Source organism: Mesorhizobium sp. CO1-1-11 (assembly GCF_020164995.1).
GTDB lineage: Bacteria > Pseudomonadota > Alphaproteobacteria > Rhizobiales > Rhizobiaceae > Mesorhizobium > Mesorhizobium australicum.
On the sequence record NZ_JAIUHE010000006.1, the window covers coordinates 186,827 to 203,729 of the forward strand.

The window sequence follows — 16,903 nt, forward strand, 5'->3', positions numbered from 1 at the left end:
TGGCCGACCCGCCAATATCGCGCCGCTTGGTGCGCATCCCCCCGCTCAGGAGTTCCCGATGGCCGACCTGTCCGCCTTTCCGATCGCAAGCCGCTGGCCGGCCAAGCATCCGGACCAGATCCAGCTCTATTCGGCAACGACGCCGAACGGCGTGAAGATCTCGATCGCGCTGGAGGAAATCGGCCTGCCCTATGAGCCGCACCTGATCAACATCGGCAAGAACGAGAGCTGGACCCCGGAATTCCTGTCGCTCAATCCCAACGGCAAGATCCCGGCGATCATCGATCCCGACGGACCGGACGGTGCGCCGATCGGCCTGTTCGAATCCGGTGCGATCCTGCTCTACCTGGCGGAAAAGACCGGCCTGCTCATGCCTGTCGACGCGGCGCGGCGCTACGAGACGATCCAGTGGGTCTTCTTCCAGATGGCGGCGATTGGGCCGATGTTCGGCCAGGTCGGGTTCTTCCACAAATTCGCCGGCCGCGAGATCGCCGACAAGCGGCCGCTAGAGCGCTACCGCGACGAATCGCGCCGCCTGCTCGGCGTTCTCGACGTCAGGCTGAAGGGCCGCAAGTGGATCATGGACAATGACTACACCATCGCCGACATCTCGCTGCTCGGCTGGGTGCGCAACCTGATCGGCTTCTACGAAGCCCGCGATCTGGTCGGCTTCGACGATTTCGCCAATCTGGCAGCCTGGCTGGAGCGAGGCCTGGCGCGGCCGGCGGTGCAGAAAGGCCTGACCATTCCGGCGCGAGGCTGAACCCGTCAGCCGACGGGAAGAGCGGCCTACTTTGCTTTCGCCTTGGGTCCGCCCCTGCCGACCACGGAGGCGGCAAGGGATGCCACGCCACGCGCCGTGGCCACGACCGCGCCAGCGGCGACATTGGCCGCGGTGCGAACCTTCGAGCCGCCGCCTGCTTTCGAGCCGCCGGCTGGGGCCGGCTTCTTCGCCTGGGCGGGCTTGGCGGCCGCTTTCGGCACGGTCGCTTTCGACCCTGGCACGACTTTTTTCGGCGCCGCCTTGCCGAAGGCCTTCGCGTCCTTGGAGCGCTGGGCGATCGCCGGGCCAGCCCCGGCCGTCGACCGCGGCGCTCTCGGTTGTGCTGACTTGCCCCTGGCGGGCTTTTTTGTGTTTGCTGCCATCGGACGGAATCCCTCTTCTGGCATGATTGCCTGATCGGGATAACGCGTTGTAAGTCTTAAGGTTCCCGCCGAAAAATACTGAAAATTAACCGGGTTGACCAAAGACCAGGTCGGCCGCCCGGCGCCGCGCAAGCACGCGTTCGATGTTGGGCATGTCGTTGGAGGCGATCCAGGCGCGCGCATCCGCCTCGGAACGTCCATGCTCGTGCCAGCGTTCCATCAGGCGGCGTTCGAGCTCGTTGCGCGGCACGTCGACGAAGATCGAGAAATCGAACAGCGGCGCCAGGCGCAACCACGGCTCCTCGTCGAGCAGCAGGTAATTGCCTTCCACCAGGATGAACTTGGTCTCGGCGCCGACAATCGCCGCGGCGGCGCGCGACAATTCCATGCCGCGGTCGAACACCGGAATGGCAATCTCGGCCTCGCCGGCGCGGATGCGCTTCAAAAGCGTCTCGAAGCCGCCAAAGTCGAACGTGTCGGGCGCGCCCTTTCGCGCCCGCAGACCGCGCCGCTCGAGCACGATGTCGTCATAGTGGAAGCCGTCCATGGGCACGACCTCCACCGCGCCTTCCGGCAAAAGGTCATGCAGGCTTGCCGACAGTGTCGACTTGCCGGCGCCCGGCGGCCCGGCAATGGCGACGATGAAGCGATTTGCCTTGCCGGCGCGCTTGAAGATGGTGGCGGCGAGGTGGGCGATTTCGGACATTTTTCGGCTCCTTCCGCGGATTTGGACGCATCTTGTCGGCGGTCGCTTGAAATTTCAAACCGCGATTTGCACGATTTAGAGCGACCGGTTGTGGAGTCAGCAGTGGCGACTGCGATTAGTCCGTTACGGCTTTGTCTTCAGCATGCCGCTGGCTGGCCGATACGCAGAAATTCGCTATCGAACGGGACCTCCGATACCGCGGCGCCAGCCAACCGCAGGCGGCCACCCGCCGTGGTGATCGCCCACGGAGGCTCGCCACCCGACAGGGGCAACGCACCGATGACATGGCGGAACGAGACGCGATCCTGGCCGAGCTCGAACGCGGTCGCCACGCCCTCGCGCTTCAGCCAGTTGTCGCCAAGCGAGGCGGCGTGGCCGACCGCGGTGCGCCCATCCTCGATGCCGAGCACGCCGAGATGGCGGCCGCTCCACGGCGCGTAGTCGCGCCCGCCATTGCTGAACCAGAGCATGGTAACAGGCAGTTCGGCCGGGTTCTTCAGCACCAGCACCAAATCGTCCTCGGCCTGGCGCGCCAGCGCGGTCCAGCCCGGCCCGCCATGGTCGGCCTCGACCAGGGTGAGGAAATCCTCGCGCCGGTCATCCATGCGGTAATCCGCCAGATCGAGCGTGCCGCCGCCGGCAGCAGGGAAATGCCCGAGGTCCGACGACCGACCGGGGTAGGCCAGCATGAAGCGGCCGCGCACGGGGTCCGGCTCCAGCGGGTCGGCTGGCGTGGCGGCAAACCGCTTCGGCGAGAAAGCCAGCCTGCCGCCGCCTTTCATTGCCGTCATCGGGTGATGGGCGACCGAGATCGCGCCGGACCCGCCGGAAAACACATGTTCCTGGTAGAGGAAAGGATGGCCGTCGCGCAGCGTGAAAATCTTGTCGACGCTGGCGCCCATCACCTTATGGCGCAGCCGGAAGACCGCGCGCCAGCCACCATCCGTGGCGCCGCTGTCGACCACATCCCAGGCGCTGTTGGCCGGCCAGCCATGCAGCGGCGCCTCCTCGACATCGCTGCGCGAAAACGGCGCGCACAGAAAGTCGCCGGAGAGCCTGACGGTGCCTCGCGGCAGGTCTGGAGGCAGCGTCTCGCCCGCGTCGACCCAGGGTGCACGGTGCAGCGGCTTCAACCGGCGCGCGCCGCTCTCGATGACCATGTCGGCGATGTGGCCAACCGTGAGGTCGAGCGAAACCGAAATGCCCTTGGCGTTGATCGTGACTGTATCCATGGATCTCTCACCCGAATCCGACGGATGCCAAGAAGAACCCGTTCGGCGCACCGCGCAAGCGCGCGGGCGCGTATTTTGCATCGGTTTTGCGCTCGCCGTCGTCGGAAATGCGAGCTCTATTGCCGCTTGTAGTCCCGCACTGGCGATTTCGTCCCGTCGGTATAGGTCACCTGCACCGAGATCGAAGTCACGCTTTCGACGACCTTGAAATAGGGCTGGAAATCATCGGGGATGGCGTAGGGGTCCCTGGCATTGCAGGGCGGCATGGGAAGGGTCTTGTCGAGCGCGGCACCATTCAGGCTGTAATGCACTTCCTTGATGGCGCAGCGGTATGACAGCATCTGCGTGAAATAGACCAGTCCATGATTGCCGCTGGCGTCGAAGGCGATCCATGAGGTCCAGAACTGGTCGAGGATCTGCTTGTTGCCCTGTTGCAGGGCGGCATCCGGGTCGAAGCTTATGTCGAACGGGCCGGTCTCGCGCCCCCTGATGTCGAGATATTTGATCGCGATCATGGTCTGCGCCGTGCTGTCGGGCAATTCGAAGCTCGGATTGGGCATCGGCTTGCCGGTTCGCTGGTCGTTGAGCGCCAGCAGGCCGGTGTCGGTGAAGGGACCGCTGCCGCCTAGACGCCAGGATATCGCGGTCGCCGGCTCGGGCAGCGAAATGGTCATCGACCAGCCCTGGTTGGAACGCATCGGCGTCAGCGACGGCGCGAAGCGGGCGGGGTCGAGCACGTCGCCAAGGGCCGCCAGCCGGCTGCGGCCGCGGTCCAGCCAGTCGGCAAGCTGGGTCTGGTCGACGAAATATCCGAGCAGCCCGCCATCCTTCTCGTAAGAGACGAACTTGGTCAGCGCCTGGGCTTCGCTGCGCTTATCGGCCAGCGTCTGGCTGCCGAGCCGATCCTCCGAGAACTCCTGCGCCAACAGGAAATAGGCCGGCGCATAGTCCGGATTGGCCGCGATGAAGGCGTTGAGCTTGTCGAGCCGCTGGGTATCGTCGAACTGCAGCAGGTGGACGAGCTTGATCGATGGCGCCTTGGCTTTCTCCGCGAGCTGGCCGAACACCTCGCGGGCGCCGGCCTTGCCATCCTGGACCCGCAGAAGTGTGGCAAAGCGCGTATAGGGGTCGATGGCGTCGACATCGAAGCCGGCAAAGGCGAGGTAGGAGCGCCGCGCGTTGAGCATGTCGCCCGAGAGCTCGTAGACGCGGGCATTGTGGTAGAACTCGTCCGGCCGCTTCGGCTCGGCGATGGCGCCGCCTTGCGCGGCCAAGGTGGCAAACCCCTTGGCTATCGTGTCGATCGAGGCGGCGATCTGCTCAGTCGTCGCCTGAAGCTTTTCGGCCTGGGCCACTTGCTGCTGCTGGCCGCCCACGAGTGTCTCGGTGGTTTGCTTGACCGCTTCGACGGTCCTTTGCGTCGCGGCGCCTTGGGCCGCTTGCTGCTGCTGGGCGGAGGCGATCTGATCGGTTTTCTGGGCAACCGTGTCGGTCGATTTCTTGACCTCTTCGACGGTCTTCTGGGTTTGCGTGACCGTCTGCTCGATCCTGGCCACCTTTTTGGCGACGATGCCAATCGACTGCTGCAGTTGGGCGATCGCCGGCACCAGGCTGGCGATGATGCCGTTCTGCGAATTGGTCTCCTTCTGCACGGCGTAGACGCCGCCGGCAACCGCCGCCGCACTGGTGGCGAACACCAGCGCCGGCAGCGCCTTGGCCGCCAGCACGAGCCTGAGCACGATGGCAATGGCGATGATGACGGCCGCGATCGAGGCAGCCAGCGCGATATAGGCGGCGAACGGCGCCAGCGGGTTGAGGATGTCGGAAACGGCGCCGCCGATGAAGGCGATGCTGCCGGCCCATTTGCCGGTGCGGCTGAGCGACGCCCTGATCAATGACGGCGCGGCGCCAGCCCCAATGTCAGCCATTTTGCGAGCCCCCCTGCCGCCAGATGCCACGCTCCTTCCCACGGGAAACGCGGCTTTGGCAAGGAAAGACAGGAAACGGGCGATTTCGGGGCGGTGGCAAGGCTTGGTTCCTCTCCCTGGCCTCTGGCGGGTGGGGAAACAGGTCGCGCCGGCACTCGACATTCCCGGGGCTAACCGGCATTAACCAAATGGACGCACCCGCCGCGTTACGTTAGCTTCGCCTTATCTCAGCAACAGCATCGCCAGAACAGTCCAGCCCTTGTCCTTGCCGCGTCTCTTTCCGCTCTTCCAGAAAATCCTGGCTGTCCTGGCCCTGGCGGCCCTGACGGCCGGCTGCTCGACCACGGCCCCGCCCGACAGCGTTCTGGCCGTGCCGGCGCCGCCGCAGAAATACGCGGCCATCGTCGTCGACGGAAAGAGCGGCAAGCAGCTGTTCGAGGTCAATTCGACGGCGCAGCGTTATCCGGCCTCGCTGACCAAGATGATGACGCTCTATCTGCTGTTCGAGGCGATGGAGACCGGCCGCGTCACCAAGGAAACGCAGGTCCCGGTTTCCGACCACGCCGCCTCGCAGCCGCCGACCAAGATGCGTTTCCGGCGCGGGGAGACGATCGATGTCGATTCCGCCATCCGCGCCATCGTCGTCAAATCGGCCAATGACGTGGCGGTGGCGGTGGGCGAATATCTCGGCGGCTCTGAAGACCAGTTCGCCGCCATGATGACATCCAAGGCGCGCCAGCTCGGCATGAGCAGCACCACCTTCCGCAACGCATCGGGCCTGCCCGACGACGGCCAGATGACGACCGCCCACGACATGGCGGTGCTCGGCATGTCGCTGCAGCGGCGCTTCCCGCAGCACTTCCACTATTTCTCCGAAAGCGACTTCATGTTTCGCGGCCGGCTGGTGCGCGGCCATAATGACATGCTCGGCCGCGTGCGCGGCGTGAACGGCATCAAGACAGGCTATATCAGGGCTTCCGGCTTCAACATCGTCACCTCCTACGATGCCGACGGCCGCCAGTTGATCGTGGTGGTGATGGGCGCCGACAGTGCCCGCCAGCGCAACGACCATGTCGAAGCGCTGATCCAGCGCAGCCTGTCGCCCACCATGGCCGACACCAAGACCAGGCTGATGTTCGCCGAACAGCAGTGAAGTGAGGCGTGATCCGCGCAGCGGACAAAAAGCCACTTGCCTGGCTTTTTGAACGACGAACGGTGAAGGCACGGTCCGCCCAAAGTGCAAGGAGCCTGCGAAGGGCCGGCCGCCATCCAAGTCGTGCCTTGGTCACTGTAAAAACCTTGCAGCCGGCTATCGTCTTGCGACTGTCACGCAATCGTGCGGAAGACGTGGCATAGGCTGCGAATCCGACAGTGGATAGGCGCCGTCGCCTCAGCGTATCCTAACTTACAGCGCAGGAGCCCATCATGAGCACCGTTCCCAAGGCATCCGAGCAGAAGTCGGCCGACAATGAGAACGACAGCGGCGGCGAGTATTTCGAGGCGCCGACCACGCAAGAGGATTCGCACGAGGTTTCCGACGAGCATTTCGACACGCCCGAAGTGCCGGACTCCGAGCCATCAGGTCCCGGCGCATCGCGGCTGAAGCCCAAGAAAAAGCCGTCGGCGATCTCGGGCCGCAAATTCCGCAAGCGCGACCTTGTGCGCATCGACACGCTGCGTCCGAGCCTCGCCGACCGCATTCATTCGGACCACCCCGACCTGCCCAAGGGCGCGCGCATCAGCCGCGAGGAGCTCGGCCGCTATCGCATGCGCTACATGGAGGAGCTCTTACAGCAGGAGCACGGCGAATTCTCCGAGCTCGACCGCCAGGTGGTGGAATCGATCGCCCGGCAGGACACGATTTCGGAAAACAGCGAAGAAGAATTCGAGGAGCACCGCTCCTTCGCCGACCGCGTTTCCGACAACATGGCTGCCTTCGGCGGCAGCTGGTGGTTCCTGATCTCGTTCGCCAGTGTGCTCCTGGTGTGGATCGGCATCAACCTGATTGCCGGCATGGCGGGGGCCTTCGATCCCTACCCCTTCATCCTGCTCAACCTGCTGCTCTCCTGCATCGCCGCCGTCCAGGCGCCGATCATCATGATGAGCCAGAGACGGACGGAGGCCAAGGATCGGCTGCGCTCCTTCAACGACTACCGCGTCAACCTCAAGGCCGAACTGGAAGTCCGCCACCTGCACGAAAAGCTCGACTACCTCATCTCGCGGCAATGGACGCGGCTGGCCGAGATGCAGCAGATGCAGCTCGATGCCATGCATGAGCTGGCGAGCGCCAAGAAGGCAAAGCGGGCGGTGCGCGGGCGGCGGCCGGTGAAGAGCCCGGTAGAGCAGTGAGGGGGTGAGGAGTGGTCTGTGTAGCGGACGAAAAGCCAACTGCTTGGCCTTTCGAGCTTCGAACGCCCTGAGCCTGCGAAGGGCAGGATGCCGTACGCGAGGCCCAGACGCATCAAGCCAAGTTCGCAACGCCGCCAATTGCCCGTTGAAGCCCGCGCCCGCTTCCGCTAAGAAGCCGTGACTTGCCGGTTCGCCGGCTGGTCGTTTTCCGGGCTCTTCGCCCTGAAAGCACCCGTAGCTCAGCTGGATAGAGCGCTGCCCTCCGAAGGCAGAGGTCACAGGTTCGAATCCTGTCGGGTGCGCCATGCTTCCAAGGGGTCCGTTCCGGACACATAGGTTACGGTTTATACCGGAGACATGGGTAACACTTTTGGCCCGAACGGGTTTTGGAGCCAGACTTGGCCACAACCACCACCAGACGTGTCCTGATCACCGGCGCCGGCGCGGCTGACGGCATCGGCTTTGCCATTGCGCGGCAGTTTGGCCGGGCCGGGCATGCGGTTTTCCTGACCGGCGCCAGCGCGCGGGTGCTGGAGCGCGCTGGCGAGCTTCGCGGCGATGGCGTCGATGCCACGGCCGCGGTCGCCGATCTTACCATCGCGACGGAGGTGGAGCGGCTGCGGGCCGAGGTCGGCGCTGTCGATATCCTGGTCAACAATGCCGGCATGGGATCGCTGGCGTCGCCGTCCGTGGACAAGACGTTCCTGGCGATGAGCGAGGCCGAGTGGGACCGGGGCATCGAGACCAGCCTGAAGACCGCGTTTCTCGTCACCAGGGCGTTTCTGCCGGCGATGGTCGAAACGGGGTATGGGCGCATCGTCAACGTCGCGTCGGTGACCGGGCCGCTGGTATCCTACCAGGGCACCGCCGCCTATTCCGCGGCGAAGGCCGGCATGGTCGGCCTGACCCGGACATTGGCGCTGGAAGTGGCGCGCCACGGGATCACCGCCAATGCCGTCGCGCCCGGCTGGATCGAAACCGGCGCGTCGAGCGAGGCGGAGCGGATGGCGGCCCTGCATGCGCCGCCGGGCCGCGCCGGCCGGCCCGACGAGGTCGCGGCGGCGGTCGTGTTCCTGGCTTCCGAGAGCGCCAGCTATATCAACGGCGCCTTGCTGGTGGTCGATGGCGGCAACAGCCTTGAAGAACGCAAGCGATAGACGGCGCGGCCAGTCTCATGCCTTGGCGGATTTCCACCTTGGCGCAACTCCTTTCACCGTAATGAAGTGTAACCTCTATCTCGTTAGAAATTTCCCCGCCGCCACCTGGCCGCTGGCACCGTAGCTTGACTTAACTATCAGTCTGCACTAATCATAAGTCATGACTGTTGATAGCGCACAGCTTGCCGCCCTGGGCGATCCGACCCGAAGGCAGATTTTCGAGCTGATCGCGGAGCGTCCGCGCTCGGTGGCGGAGGTCACGCGGCAGGTCAGCGTGTCGCAGTCCGCGGTGTCGCAGCATCTCAAGGTGCTTCGCGACTCGCGGCTGGTGCGCGCGGAGCCGAAGGGCGCCAGCAACGTCTACCACATCGATCCGCACGGGCTGGGCCAGATGCGCGCCTGGCTCGACCGGTTCTGGAGCAAGACGCTCGCGGCCTACAAGCTGGCCGTCGAGACCCCACCAGAGGAGTGACCATGAACACCCAGATCCCCATCGCCTCCGTGAAACAATCCGTCGTCGTCGAAGCGCCGATCGAGCGCGCCTTCAAGGTCTTCACCGAGGATTTCGGCAGTTTCAAACCGCCCGAGCATAACCTGCTTGCAGCCCAGATCGCCGAGACGGTGTTCGAGCCTCGCGTCGGCGGCCACGTCTATGACCGCGGCGTCGACGGCAGCGAGTGCCGCTGGGCGCGCGTGCTGGCCTATGAGCCCCCCAACCGCGTGCTCCTGAGCTGGGACATCAGCCCGCAATGGCGCATCGAGACCGATCCGGCCAAGACCAGCGAGTGGGAAGTGCGGTTCACCGCCGAAACGGCTGGGCGTACCCGCGTCGAGATCGAGCACCGCAACCTGGAGCGCCATGGCCAGGGCTGGGAAGGTGTGCGCGACAGCGTCGCCGGCGATCAGGGCTGGCCGCTTTACCTGCAGCGCTATGCCGATCTGGTTGCTCGGCAGGCCTGATCGCGGTTCAAAGGCGCTTCGCCGCCTGGGTGGTCAGGGCGCCACGCCCCTGCACGCCCAGGCGACATTGGCGAACGACCTCGGGCCGTCCGGTCGCCCGGCCTGATAGGCATCGCGGACGGCAGCCTCGGTGCGCTCGCGCTCGGCTGCCTCCAGCGTGGTCACGTATTTGCCGAGCGGGCCCTCGCCGGCTGAAATCGGCGCCCAGTAATCGGCGAAGTCCTGGTAATCCATGCGGATCATCAGCTCGGTTTCGGTCACGTCGGCCAGCCCCTGCTCGATGAAGGTCCGCTTCATTTCGCCGGGCTGCATCATCGGCTGGAAGCAATAGCGGCCGCGCAGCTGGCGCCCGCTCTCGCTGAGCGCGGCGACCGTGTCGATCATCATGCGCATGCCCGCCATGCCGCCGAGATGGTCCCACACCACGGCCGCGACCACGCCGCCCGGCCGCGTCACCCGGCGCATTTCGGCAACCGCCTTGCCGGCTTCCGGCACGAAGTGAAGCACCAGCAGCGCCAACGCGCGGTCGAACGCATTGTCGGCGAACGGCAAGGCGGTGGCGTCGGCCTGCGATATCTCGATGCGCGGATCGGTGTTGCGTCGCTTTGCGGCCTCGACCAAAACAGGCGAAAAGTCGATGGCCGCGATCGCCGCGAGGTCGGCGGATTTCGCCAGTTCGAACGCCAGGCTGCCGGTGCCGCAGCCGACGTCGAGGATCTTTTCGCTGGGGGCGAGCCCGGCGAAGCCGATGAAGCTGGGCGCGAGCTTTCGGCTCCAGCGGCCCATCAGTTGCTCATAGCCGGACGCGTCATGAACGGTGAAACTCGACGTCATATGCCCCTCCCTTGGCTGCGGGCGCAGGCTAGACCTCTATCAGGATGAAGCCAAGGCAGGGGAGCACGGCGGACGCCTGCCTCCGAGTGCGGGAGGAAAAGTCCGGCTCTTATGCGACACCCTTGAATGCCGCCACGCTCTCGCGCTCCACCAGCGGGCATTCCAGCTTGGTGATTGGATATCGCCCCCGCCCCACTATCGCAGGCGCTTCCAGCTGCTCGATCGCCCATTGGCCCATGGCCATGTGCGGAAGGATCGACGTCGTCAGCGGCGGGAACAAATGCCGGGCGATTTCCTCGTCGTCATAGCCAACGACCGAGATGTCGGCGGGAATGTGCAGGCCGGCTTCCTTCAGGGCTTCGTAGCAGCCGATCGCGGTGCGGTCGTTCTGGCAGAAGATCGCGGTCGGGCGGTCCTTCAGGGCCAAGAGCTTCACTGTCGCGGCGTAGCCGGCGCTGGCCGACCAGTCGCCCTCGACCACCAGTTCGGGGTCGAAGGGGATGTCGGCGGTGGCGAGTGCGCGGCGGTAGCCTTTCAGCCGGTCCTGCGCTGCCTGCATCCAGGATTCGCCCGTGATGGTGGCGATGCGGCGGTGGCCATGGCTGATCAGGTGTCGCGTCGAGCTCTGGCCGCCGGCGATTTCGGAGGGCACCACGGCGGGGAATGCATAGTCCGCCGTGTAGCAGTTGAGCAGGATGACCGGGATCTCGAGGCCATAGAGGAAATCGGGCGCCGTGATTTCGCGGGTGAAGATGGTCATGTAGATCAGTGCCGAAATGCCGCGCCTGGTCAGCGCCGAGATGGCGCGCGGCTCCATCACGGCGTCGCCCATGGTCTGCGCCACCAGAAGCACGTTGCCGGCATTCCACGAGGCCTGGCGCGCGCCCTCGATGGCGACCACGGCTTCCGGGCTGGTGGCGAGCTGGTCGACGGCGAAGCCGATCACGCCGTCGAGTCCGTCGAAGGCGGGGCCATCAAAAATTCCCTCGAAAGCCGCAACGGGCTTCAGCGCGGAGAAGGCGGGGGCGCTGTAGCCGAGCGCCCGCGCCGCCTCGATCACCCGCTCCCGCGTCTGCCGCGACAGGCGAATGCCAGGCGAATTGTTGAGCACGAAGGAAACCGTCGCCTGCGAGCAGCCGGCGGCGCGTGCGATGTCGGTCATGGTGACGCGGCCCTTGGGCTTTGCCGCCGCCTTGCGGCGCTTCCTGATGGCCTGGTCCGTCGTCTCGCTCATGCCGCCCCCAAATCCCCAGCCTGTCTAGCCGCAGCCCCCCGGTCCAACAAGATGAGGCGGCGCTTCCGATTCACATGCGCATCGACCGCACTAATAATTATTACCATCCTTGAGACCCATCCCCGACACACCGGCTCGAGCCCCCGCAAAAACCAGAGGTCGCAAAGGCCCTGGCTGCGTGCGATCAGCCATCGCCGCGTCGGTAGATCGATTCGGCCATGACACCCGAGCGCCACCGGACCGGTCGTTTGCTAATAGTGTTTACTAATACAAGGATGCGCTATACCGTCAATCCATCGCCGCCGGCCCCGATTGGTCCGGCTGCGATGGAAGTGTCTGTGAATGGCCCGATGGGGGGCGGATATGACTTCCGCAAACCATGTCTCAGATATGTGATATGTCAGACAAATCGGACTATTTACGAACGAAGAATGAGTCTTTAAAGTCCGTGGCCGTGGCTGGTAACGACGCCATTCTTTCACTGCCGGGAACCCCTTGAGGAGGAGGGCGTCCACGCCGCAGACGGCAATTCAGGTGAGCAAGACAAATTTAGTGTGCAAGACAATCCAGTGAGCAAGTCCGGCCAGTCCTACGACTGACCAAAACGGGAGGTTGAACATGAAATCCTTGATACGCAATGCATCCGTGGCCGCCGCGGCCCTGGCTGTCGGCCTGACGGCGACGGCAATCGCGCGCGCCGACGACAAGCCGACGCTGGCCTTCGTCGTCAACGGCGCTTCCGACTTCTGGAAAGCGGCCGAAGCCGGCGTCAAGAAGGCGCAGGGCGAACTGCCCGACTATACGCTCGAACTCAAATATCCCGAACAATCCTCCGTCGCCATCCAGCAGCGGCTGATGGACGACCTGGTGACCGCCGGCGTCAAGGGCATCATGGTCTCGGCCGTCGATCCCAAGACCTCGACGGATGGCCTGAACAAGATCGCTTCGCAAACGGCGCTGTTCACCACCGATAGCGATGCCCCGCAGACCAAGCGTGTCGCCTATATCGGCTCGTCCAATGTCGACGCCGGCAAGCAGGCGGCCGAAATCGCCAAGAAGGCGATGCCGGACGGCGGCAAGTGCCTGGGCTTCGTCGGCCTGCTCGGCGCCGACAATGCCAAGGAGCGCATCCAGGGCATGAAGGACGGCCTCGCCGGCACCAAGATCGAACTCGTCGACGTGCGCGGCGACGACATTGACCAGGCGCGTGCCAAGAAGAATGTCGAGGACGCGCTGGTCGCCAGCCCCGACGTCACCTGCATGGTCGGCTTCTACTCCTACAACACGCCACGCATCTATGAAGCGCTGCGCGATGCCGGCAAGCTTGGCTCGATCACCGTCGTCGGCTTCGACGACGATCCGATCACGCTGGGCGGCGTCAAGGAAGGCACCATTGCCGCCACCGTCGTGCAGCAGCCCTTCGAATGGGCCTATCAGGGCATGAGGCTGATGGCCGCCTATCTCAAGGGTGACAAGTCGGGCATCCCGGCCGGCAATTTGATCATCATCCCGACCAAGATCATCGGCAAGGATGACGTCGACGCTTACGCCGCCAATCTCAAGGCGATGGCTGGAAACTAAGACCAGAAGCAGTTCAGCCGGCTCAACTTCGCTTGAGCCGGCTGTTCGCATTGACGAACCCTGCCGGGGTCGTCAGTCTGCAGAACGGGTCATGTCGGCCCACCGGCTGCTGTCAGGCATGATGAATTATTCCGACACATCCATCGCGGCGACCACCCCGTTTCTCAGCCTCGAGAACGTGCGCAAGACCTATCCGGGCGTCGTGGCGCTCGACGGGTTTTCCATGGAGGTCAGGCCGGGCGAGGTCATCGGCCTGGTCGGCGAGAATGGCGCCGGCAAATCGACGCTGATGAAGATCCTCGGCGGCGTCACCACGCCCGATAGCGGTGCCATCACGGTCGACGGCACCGCCCATAAAGGCCTGAGCGTGGAGGGGAGCCTGGGTTCGGGCATCGCCTTCGTCCACCAGGAACTCAACCTCTTCGAAAACCTCGACGTCGCCGCCAACATCTTCTTCGGCCGCGAGCCGCTGCGCGCCGGACCGCTGAGACTGGTCGACCGCGCGAAACTGCGCGACATGGTGGCGCCGCTGCTGAAGCGCGTCGGCGCCAACTTCTCCGCCGACACGCAGGTCGCGGATCTGTCGCTGGCGCAGCAGCAGATGGTCGAGATCGCCAAGGCGCTGTCGATCAAGGCGCGCCTGGTGATCCTCGACGAGCCTACATCGAGCTTGCCGCTGGCCGAGACCGACAAGCTGCTCGACGTCATCAAGGCGCTGAAGGCCGACGGCATCAGCGTCATCTTCATCTCGCACCGCCTGCACGAGATCGAGCGCGTCGCCGACCGCGTCGTGGTGCTGCGCGACGGCATGCTGGCCGGGACGCTCGGCAAGCGCGACATCAATCACGACCAGATGGTCAAGCTGATGATCGGCCGCATGCTGAAGGAGCGCGAAAAGGCCTCCGAGGCGGCGCGTGCCCCCGGCGCCGTGGCGCTTGCGGCCAAGGCCGTCCGCACCCCCACCTACCCCAGCCGGCCGGTCGATCTCGACGTCAGGCGCGGCGAAATCCTCGGCCTTGCCGGCCTTGTCGGCTCCGGCCGAACCGAACTGGCGCGGGTGTTCTTCGGCATCGAAGCCAGCCTTGGCGGCACGCTGGAGCTCAACGGCAAGCCGTTAACGCTGGCCAGCGCGGCGGACGCAGTCACGCAAGGCATCTTCCTCGTGCCGGAAGACCGCAAGCTGACCGGCATCCTGCTCGACCTGTCGATCGCGCAGAATATTTCACTCCCCAATCTGCCGGCGCATGCCAGGCGCTCGCTGGTCTCCGCAAGCGCCGAGACCGCCACCGCCGAGAAGCAGAAGAAAAACCTCGGCATCAAGGCGCCCTCGGTGCAGACGCGCACCGGCACGCTGTCGGGCGGCAACCAGCAGAAGGTCGTGCTCGGCAAATGGCTGGCCATGAACCCGAAGGTGATGATCCTCGACGAGCCGACGCGCGGCATCGATATCGGCGCCAAGGCCGAGATCTACGGGCTGATGCGGGCGCTGGCCGACGCCGGCGTCGCCGTGCTGATGATCTCCTCCGACATGGAAGAGGTGATCGGCGTCTCCGATCGCATCGCCGTCATGCATGAGGGCCAGATCTCGGGCATTCTCGACAAGGATCAGTTCAGCCAGGAAAACGTGCTTTTGCTCGCGGTGGGCAAACCGGCGAACAGGCCGTAAGCGGAGACGACGATGACAAAGAAAGATCTCGGCCTGCTGATCCTGATCCTGGTGGTCGGGGCGATCGTCGCCATCATCAATCCGCGCTTCCTCTTGCCGATCAACCTCGCCAACACCTCGAACCTGATCGGCCTGTTCGGCATTCTCTCCATCGGCCAGGCCTTCGTCATCATCACCGGCGGCATCGAACTGTCCGTCGGCTCCGTTGTCGCGTTGCTGGGCACGCTGTTCATCGACTTCATCGCCGTGCGCGGCATGGGATGGCCTGTTGCCTTCGTGCTCATCCTGGTGCTCGGCGCCATCATCGGCCTGGCGCATGGCTGGCTGATCACGCGGCTCAAGCTGCAGCCCTTCGTCGTCACCTTGTGCGGGCTTTTGATCTATCGCGGCGTCGCGCGCTTCTACACCGCCGACGGCACCGCCGGTTTCGCCTTCGGGCAGAATTTTCCCGATCTCGAATTCCTGACCGCCGGCCGCTCCTGGGGCGTGCCGAACTCCTTCTTCGCGCTGATCGTCATCGCCATCGTCATGTGGGTGGTGCTGCACCGCTCGGTGTTCGGGCGCTATCTCTACGCCATCGGCAAGAACGAGGAAGCGGCGAAATATTCCGGCATTCGCACCGGCCGCGTCGTCATGGCGGCTTACGTCATCTGCGGCGTGCTTACCGCCCTGTCGGCGATCTATTTCGCCATGTACACGCGCTCGATCTCGCCGGCCAGCCACGGCCAGTTCTACGAGCTCTACGCCATTGCGGCCGCGGTGCTTGGCGGCTTCTCTCTGCGCGGCGGCGAGGGCTCGCTGATCGGCGTCATCCTCGGCACGGTGCTGCTGCAGGAACTGCAGAACCTCGTCAACCTGCTCGGCATTCCCTCCTCCCTCAACTTCGCGGTGATGGGTGGCGTCATCCTCATCGGCGTGCTGGTCGACCAGCAATGGGGTGTGTTCCGGGCGCGCCGGCGGATGGTCGATGCCGCCCGTAAGGGCGCGGTCGGCGCCGCCGCCGAATAGGTTCCTCCCGGCAGAAATAGCTTACCGGTGCTGGGAGCTGACGGGGTGGCGTGCCTTTCGCGGCCACCCTCTGGTTATCAGCCATGCGGCTTGACTGAAATTACCTGCCGCCCTGGCGCGCGGCGCGGCGAACGCTTTGCAACAGGATGGCAAGGCAGCCGACCAGCAGCAGCCCGCCGCCAAGCAGCGGCGGCAGCGCGAGCAACTTCACCGCCGCGGTGACGGCGGCCACCAGGACCAGCGCCAGCAGCGCCAGATTGCCGTCGTCGACGAACATGCCGAAGACTTCCCTGGCAACGAGACGAAGGACGTTCATCGGGCGAGCCCTCCGGCTGCCGTTGGACTGATTCCGCGCAGCCAGCGCACCATGGCGAAGGACGCCAGCGCGACGATGGCGAAGATGGCGAGCAGGGCAAGATCGGCGCCAGGCCAATCGGCGCCGATGCCTTCGCCGGTCCAGAAGATGCCAAAGCTGGTCAGCATCAGCCCGACCACGAATTTGAGCGCATTCTCGGGCACGCGCGCCAGCGGCCGGTGGACGGCCAGGCCGACAAGCATCACCAGGATGAAAGCCGCCAGCGCACCCATGCTGGCGTAAAATGTCTGCCCATGCGCGGCGCCGACGGCAATGACGATGAACACCACCTCGACACCCTCGAGCAGCACCGCCTTGAACGAGGCCAGCCCGGCGAGGTAGTCAGCGCGCCGGTCGGCGGCCTGCCGGTGCAGGGCCGCGGTTTCCTTGGCGAAGGCCGCTCCCTCGTCATGCAGGGCAATGACGCCGACGCTGCGCAGGATGGCTTTTCGCAGCCAGCGCATGCCGAACAGGATGAGCAGCACCCCGACGACGAACTGCAGGGTGGTGATCGGGACCAGCGCCAGCAGCGGGCCGAAGGCCAGCACCAGGGCCGCCAGCACCGCCAGCGCCAGCGCGGCGCCGGTCAATGCCGGGCGCCAGCTGCGTGTCACCCCCACCGCGAGCACGATGGTGAAAGCTTCGACGACCTCGACCAGGGAGGCGAGAAATGCCGCCGTGACTGTCGAGAGGATGGGTGTCAGTGTCTGCATGAAGCTTCCTGTCTGGCTCGCCCCTGATTCCTGG

Annotated in this window: 17 protein-coding genes and 1 tRNA gene; 10 read left to right on the forward strand and 8 right to left on the reverse strand. The window is 65.0% G+C overall.

All coding sequences use genetic code 11. The features are described from left to right. The first annotated feature begins 58 nt into the window (after positions 1-58). Positions 59-763, forward strand: a complete 705-nt coding sequence (locus LB554_RS09040) for a glutathione S-transferase family protein (RefSeq protein WP_140615337.1) — start codon at positions 59-61, stop codon at positions 761-763. 26 nt (positions 764-789) lie between these two features. Here the strand turns inward: LB554_RS09040 and LB554_RS09045 are convergent, their stop codons facing one another. From LB554_RS09045 to LB554_RS09060, 4 genes are all read right to left on the reverse strand, one after another. Further along, a complete protein-coding gene (locus LB554_RS09045) occupies positions 790-1,146 on the reverse strand; it encodes a hypothetical protein (protein WP_140791851.1) in 357 nt (118 codons plus the stop codon). Positions 1,147-1,231: 85 nt separating this feature from the next. Then, a complete protein-coding gene (locus LB554_RS09050) occupies positions 1,232-1,852 on the reverse strand; it encodes a nucleoside triphosphate hydrolase (protein ID WP_015314516.1) in 621 nt (206 codons plus the stop codon). A gap of 137 nt (positions 1,853-1,989) precedes the next feature. Next, positions 1,990-3,084 (reverse strand): hypothetical protein, encoded by a 1,095-nt coding sequence (locus LB554_RS09055; RefSeq protein WP_224584177.1) that lies wholly within the window; start codon positions 3,082-3,084, stop codon positions 1,990-1,992. Between the two features lie 116 nt (positions 3,085-3,200). Next, positions 3,201-5,012, reverse strand: a complete 1,812-nt coding sequence (locus LB554_RS09060) for a methyl-accepting chemotaxis protein (protein ID WP_224584179.1) — start codon at positions 5,010-5,012, stop codon at positions 3,201-3,203. A 259-nt stretch (positions 5,013-5,271) separates the two neighbouring features. Between LB554_RS09060 and LB554_RS09065 the strand changes: the two genes are divergently transcribed. The 6 genes from LB554_RS09065 to LB554_RS09090 all read left to right on the forward strand — a co-directional run bounded on the left by LB554_RS09065 (position 5,272) and on the right by LB554_RS09090 (position 9,478). Beyond that, on the forward strand, positions 5,272-6,165 hold the full coding sequence (locus LB554_RS09065; RefSeq protein ID WP_224584181.1) for a D-alanyl-D-alanine carboxypeptidase family protein: 894 nt from the start codon (positions 5,272-5,274) through the stop codon (positions 6,163-6,165). Positions 6,166-6,437: 272 nt separating this feature from the next. Further along, positions 6,438-7,361 (forward strand): DUF1003 domain-containing protein, encoded by a 924-nt coding sequence (locus tag LB554_RS09070; RefSeq protein ID WP_224525170.1) that lies wholly within the window; start codon positions 6,438-6,440, stop codon positions 7,359-7,361. Between the two features lie 228 nt (positions 7,362-7,589). Further along, positions 7,590-7,666: transfer RNA gene (locus LB554_RS09075), tRNA-Arg, on the forward strand. 93 nt (positions 7,667-7,759) lie between these two features. Then, a complete protein-coding gene (locus LB554_RS09080; protein WP_224584183.1) occupies positions 7,760-8,518 on the forward strand; it encodes an SDR family oxidoreductase in 759 nt (252 codons plus the stop codon). 160 nt (positions 8,519-8,678) lie between these two features. Continuing rightward, positions 8,679-8,990, forward strand: coding sequence for an ArsR/SmtB family transcription factor (locus LB554_RS09085; RefSeq protein ID WP_015314540.1), 312 nt, complete (start codon positions 8,679-8,681; stop codon positions 8,988-8,990). Between the two features lie 2 nt (positions 8,991-8,992). Next, a complete protein-coding gene (locus tag LB554_RS09090; RefSeq protein WP_015314541.1) occupies positions 8,993-9,478 on the forward strand; it encodes an SRPBCC family protein in 486 nt (161 codons plus the stop codon). Between the two features lie 33 nt (positions 9,479-9,511). Here LB554_RS09090 and LB554_RS09095 read toward each other — a convergent pair whose 3' ends face one another. Both LB554_RS09095 and LB554_RS09100 read right to left on the reverse strand, forming a co-directional pair. Next, complete coding sequence (locus tag LB554_RS09095) at positions 9,512-10,312, reverse strand: class I SAM-dependent methyltransferase (RefSeq protein ID WP_140875891.1); 801 nt, start codon at positions 10,310-10,312, stop codon at positions 9,512-9,514. A 109-nt stretch (positions 10,313-10,421) separates the two neighbouring features. Beyond that, a complete protein-coding gene (locus LB554_RS09100; protein WP_181173985.1) occupies positions 10,422-11,546 on the reverse strand; it encodes a LacI family DNA-binding transcriptional regulator in 1,125 nt (374 codons plus the stop codon). A 618-nt stretch (positions 11,547-12,164) separates the two neighbouring features. Here LB554_RS09100 and LB554_RS09105 point away from each other — a divergent pair. From LB554_RS09105 to LB554_RS09115, 3 genes are all read left to right on the forward strand, one after another. Continuing rightward, positions 12,165-13,127: a sugar-binding protein gene (locus LB554_RS09105; RefSeq protein WP_140875893.1), complete on the forward strand. Its 963-nt coding sequence runs from the start codon at positions 12,165-12,167 to the stop codon at positions 13,125-13,127. A gap of 121 nt (positions 13,128-13,248) precedes the next feature. After that, the gene (locus LB554_RS09110) at positions 13,249-14,793 is read left to right on the forward strand and encodes a sugar ABC transporter ATP-binding protein (RefSeq protein ID WP_140876194.1); all 1,545 of its coding nucleotides are present in this window, start codon (positions 13,249-13,251) and stop codon (positions 14,791-14,793) included. A 12-nt stretch (positions 14,794-14,805) separates the two neighbouring features. Next, entirely contained in the window at positions 14,806-15,801 is a 996-nt protein-coding gene (locus LB554_RS09115; protein ID WP_015314546.1) for an ABC transporter permease, read from the forward strand. A 100-nt stretch (positions 15,802-15,901) separates the two neighbouring features. Here the strand turns inward: LB554_RS09115 and LB554_RS09120 are convergent, their stop codons facing one another. Then, the gene (locus tag LB554_RS09120; protein ID WP_140824239.1) at positions 15,902-16,117 is read right to left on the reverse strand and encodes a hypothetical protein; all 216 of its coding nucleotides are present in this window, start codon (positions 16,115-16,117) and stop codon (positions 15,902-15,904) included. Then, positions 16,114-16,869, reverse strand: a complete 756-nt coding sequence (locus LB554_RS09125) for a COG4280 domain-containing protein (RefSeq protein WP_140719309.1) — start codon at positions 16,867-16,869, stop codon at positions 16,114-16,116. The genes LB554_RS09120 and LB554_RS09125 overlap by 4 nt, the downstream gene beginning before the upstream one ends. Positions 16,870-16,903 lie beyond the last annotated feature (34 nt).

Coding starts and splice junctions, on each gene's coding strand:
- LB554_RS09040 (WP_140615337.1), top strand. CDS start 59: ATGGCCGACCTGTCCGCCTTTCCGATCGCAAGCCGCTGGCCGGCCAAG.
- LB554_RS09045 (WP_140791851.1), bottom strand. CDS start 1,146: ATGGCAGCAAACACAAAAAAGCCCGCCAGGGGCAAGTCAGCACAACCG.
- LB554_RS09050 (WP_015314516.1), bottom strand. CDS start 1,852: ATGTCCGAAATCGCCCACCTCGCCGCCACCATCTTCAAGCGCGCCGGC.
- LB554_RS09055 (WP_224584177.1), bottom strand. CDS start 3,084: ATGGATACAGTCACGATCAACGCCAAGGGCATTTCGGTTTCGCTCGAC.
- LB554_RS09060 (WP_224584179.1), bottom strand. CDS start 5,012: ATGGCTGACATTGGGGCTGGCGCCGCGCCGTCATTGATCAGGGCGTCG.
- LB554_RS09070 (WP_224525170.1), top strand. CDS start 6,438: ATGAGCACCGTTCCCAAGGCATCCGAGCAGAAGTCGGCCGACAATGAG.
- LB554_RS09085 (WP_015314540.1), top strand. CDS start 8,679: ATGACTGTTGATAGCGCACAGCTTGCCGCCCTGGGCGATCCGACCCGA.
- LB554_RS09090 (WP_015314541.1), top strand. CDS start 8,993: ATGAACACCCAGATCCCCATCGCCTCCGTGAAACAATCCGTCGTCGTC.
- LB554_RS09095 (WP_140875891.1), bottom strand. CDS start 10,312: ATGACGTCGAGTTTCACCGTTCATGACGCGTCCGGCTATGAGCAACTG.
- LB554_RS09100 (WP_181173985.1), bottom strand. CDS start 11,546: ATGAGCGAGACGACGGACCAGGCCATCAGGAAGCGCCGCAAGGCGGCG.
- LB554_RS09105 (WP_140875893.1), top strand. CDS start 12,165: ATGAAATCCTTGATACGCAATGCATCCGTGGCCGCCGCGGCCCTGGCT.
- LB554_RS09110 (WP_140876194.1), top strand. CDS start 13,249: ATGAATTATTCCGACACATCCATCGCGGCGACCACCCCGTTTCTCAGC.
- LB554_RS09115 (WP_015314546.1), top strand. CDS start 14,806: ATGACAAAGAAAGATCTCGGCCTGCTGATCCTGATCCTGGTGGTCGGG.
- LB554_RS09120 (WP_140824239.1), bottom strand. CDS start 16,117: ATGAACGTCCTTCGTCTCGTTGCCAGGGAAGTCTTCGGCATGTTCGTC.
- LB554_RS09125 (WP_140719309.1), bottom strand. CDS start 16,869: ATGCAGACACTGACACCCATCCTCTCGACAGTCACGGCGGCATTTCTC.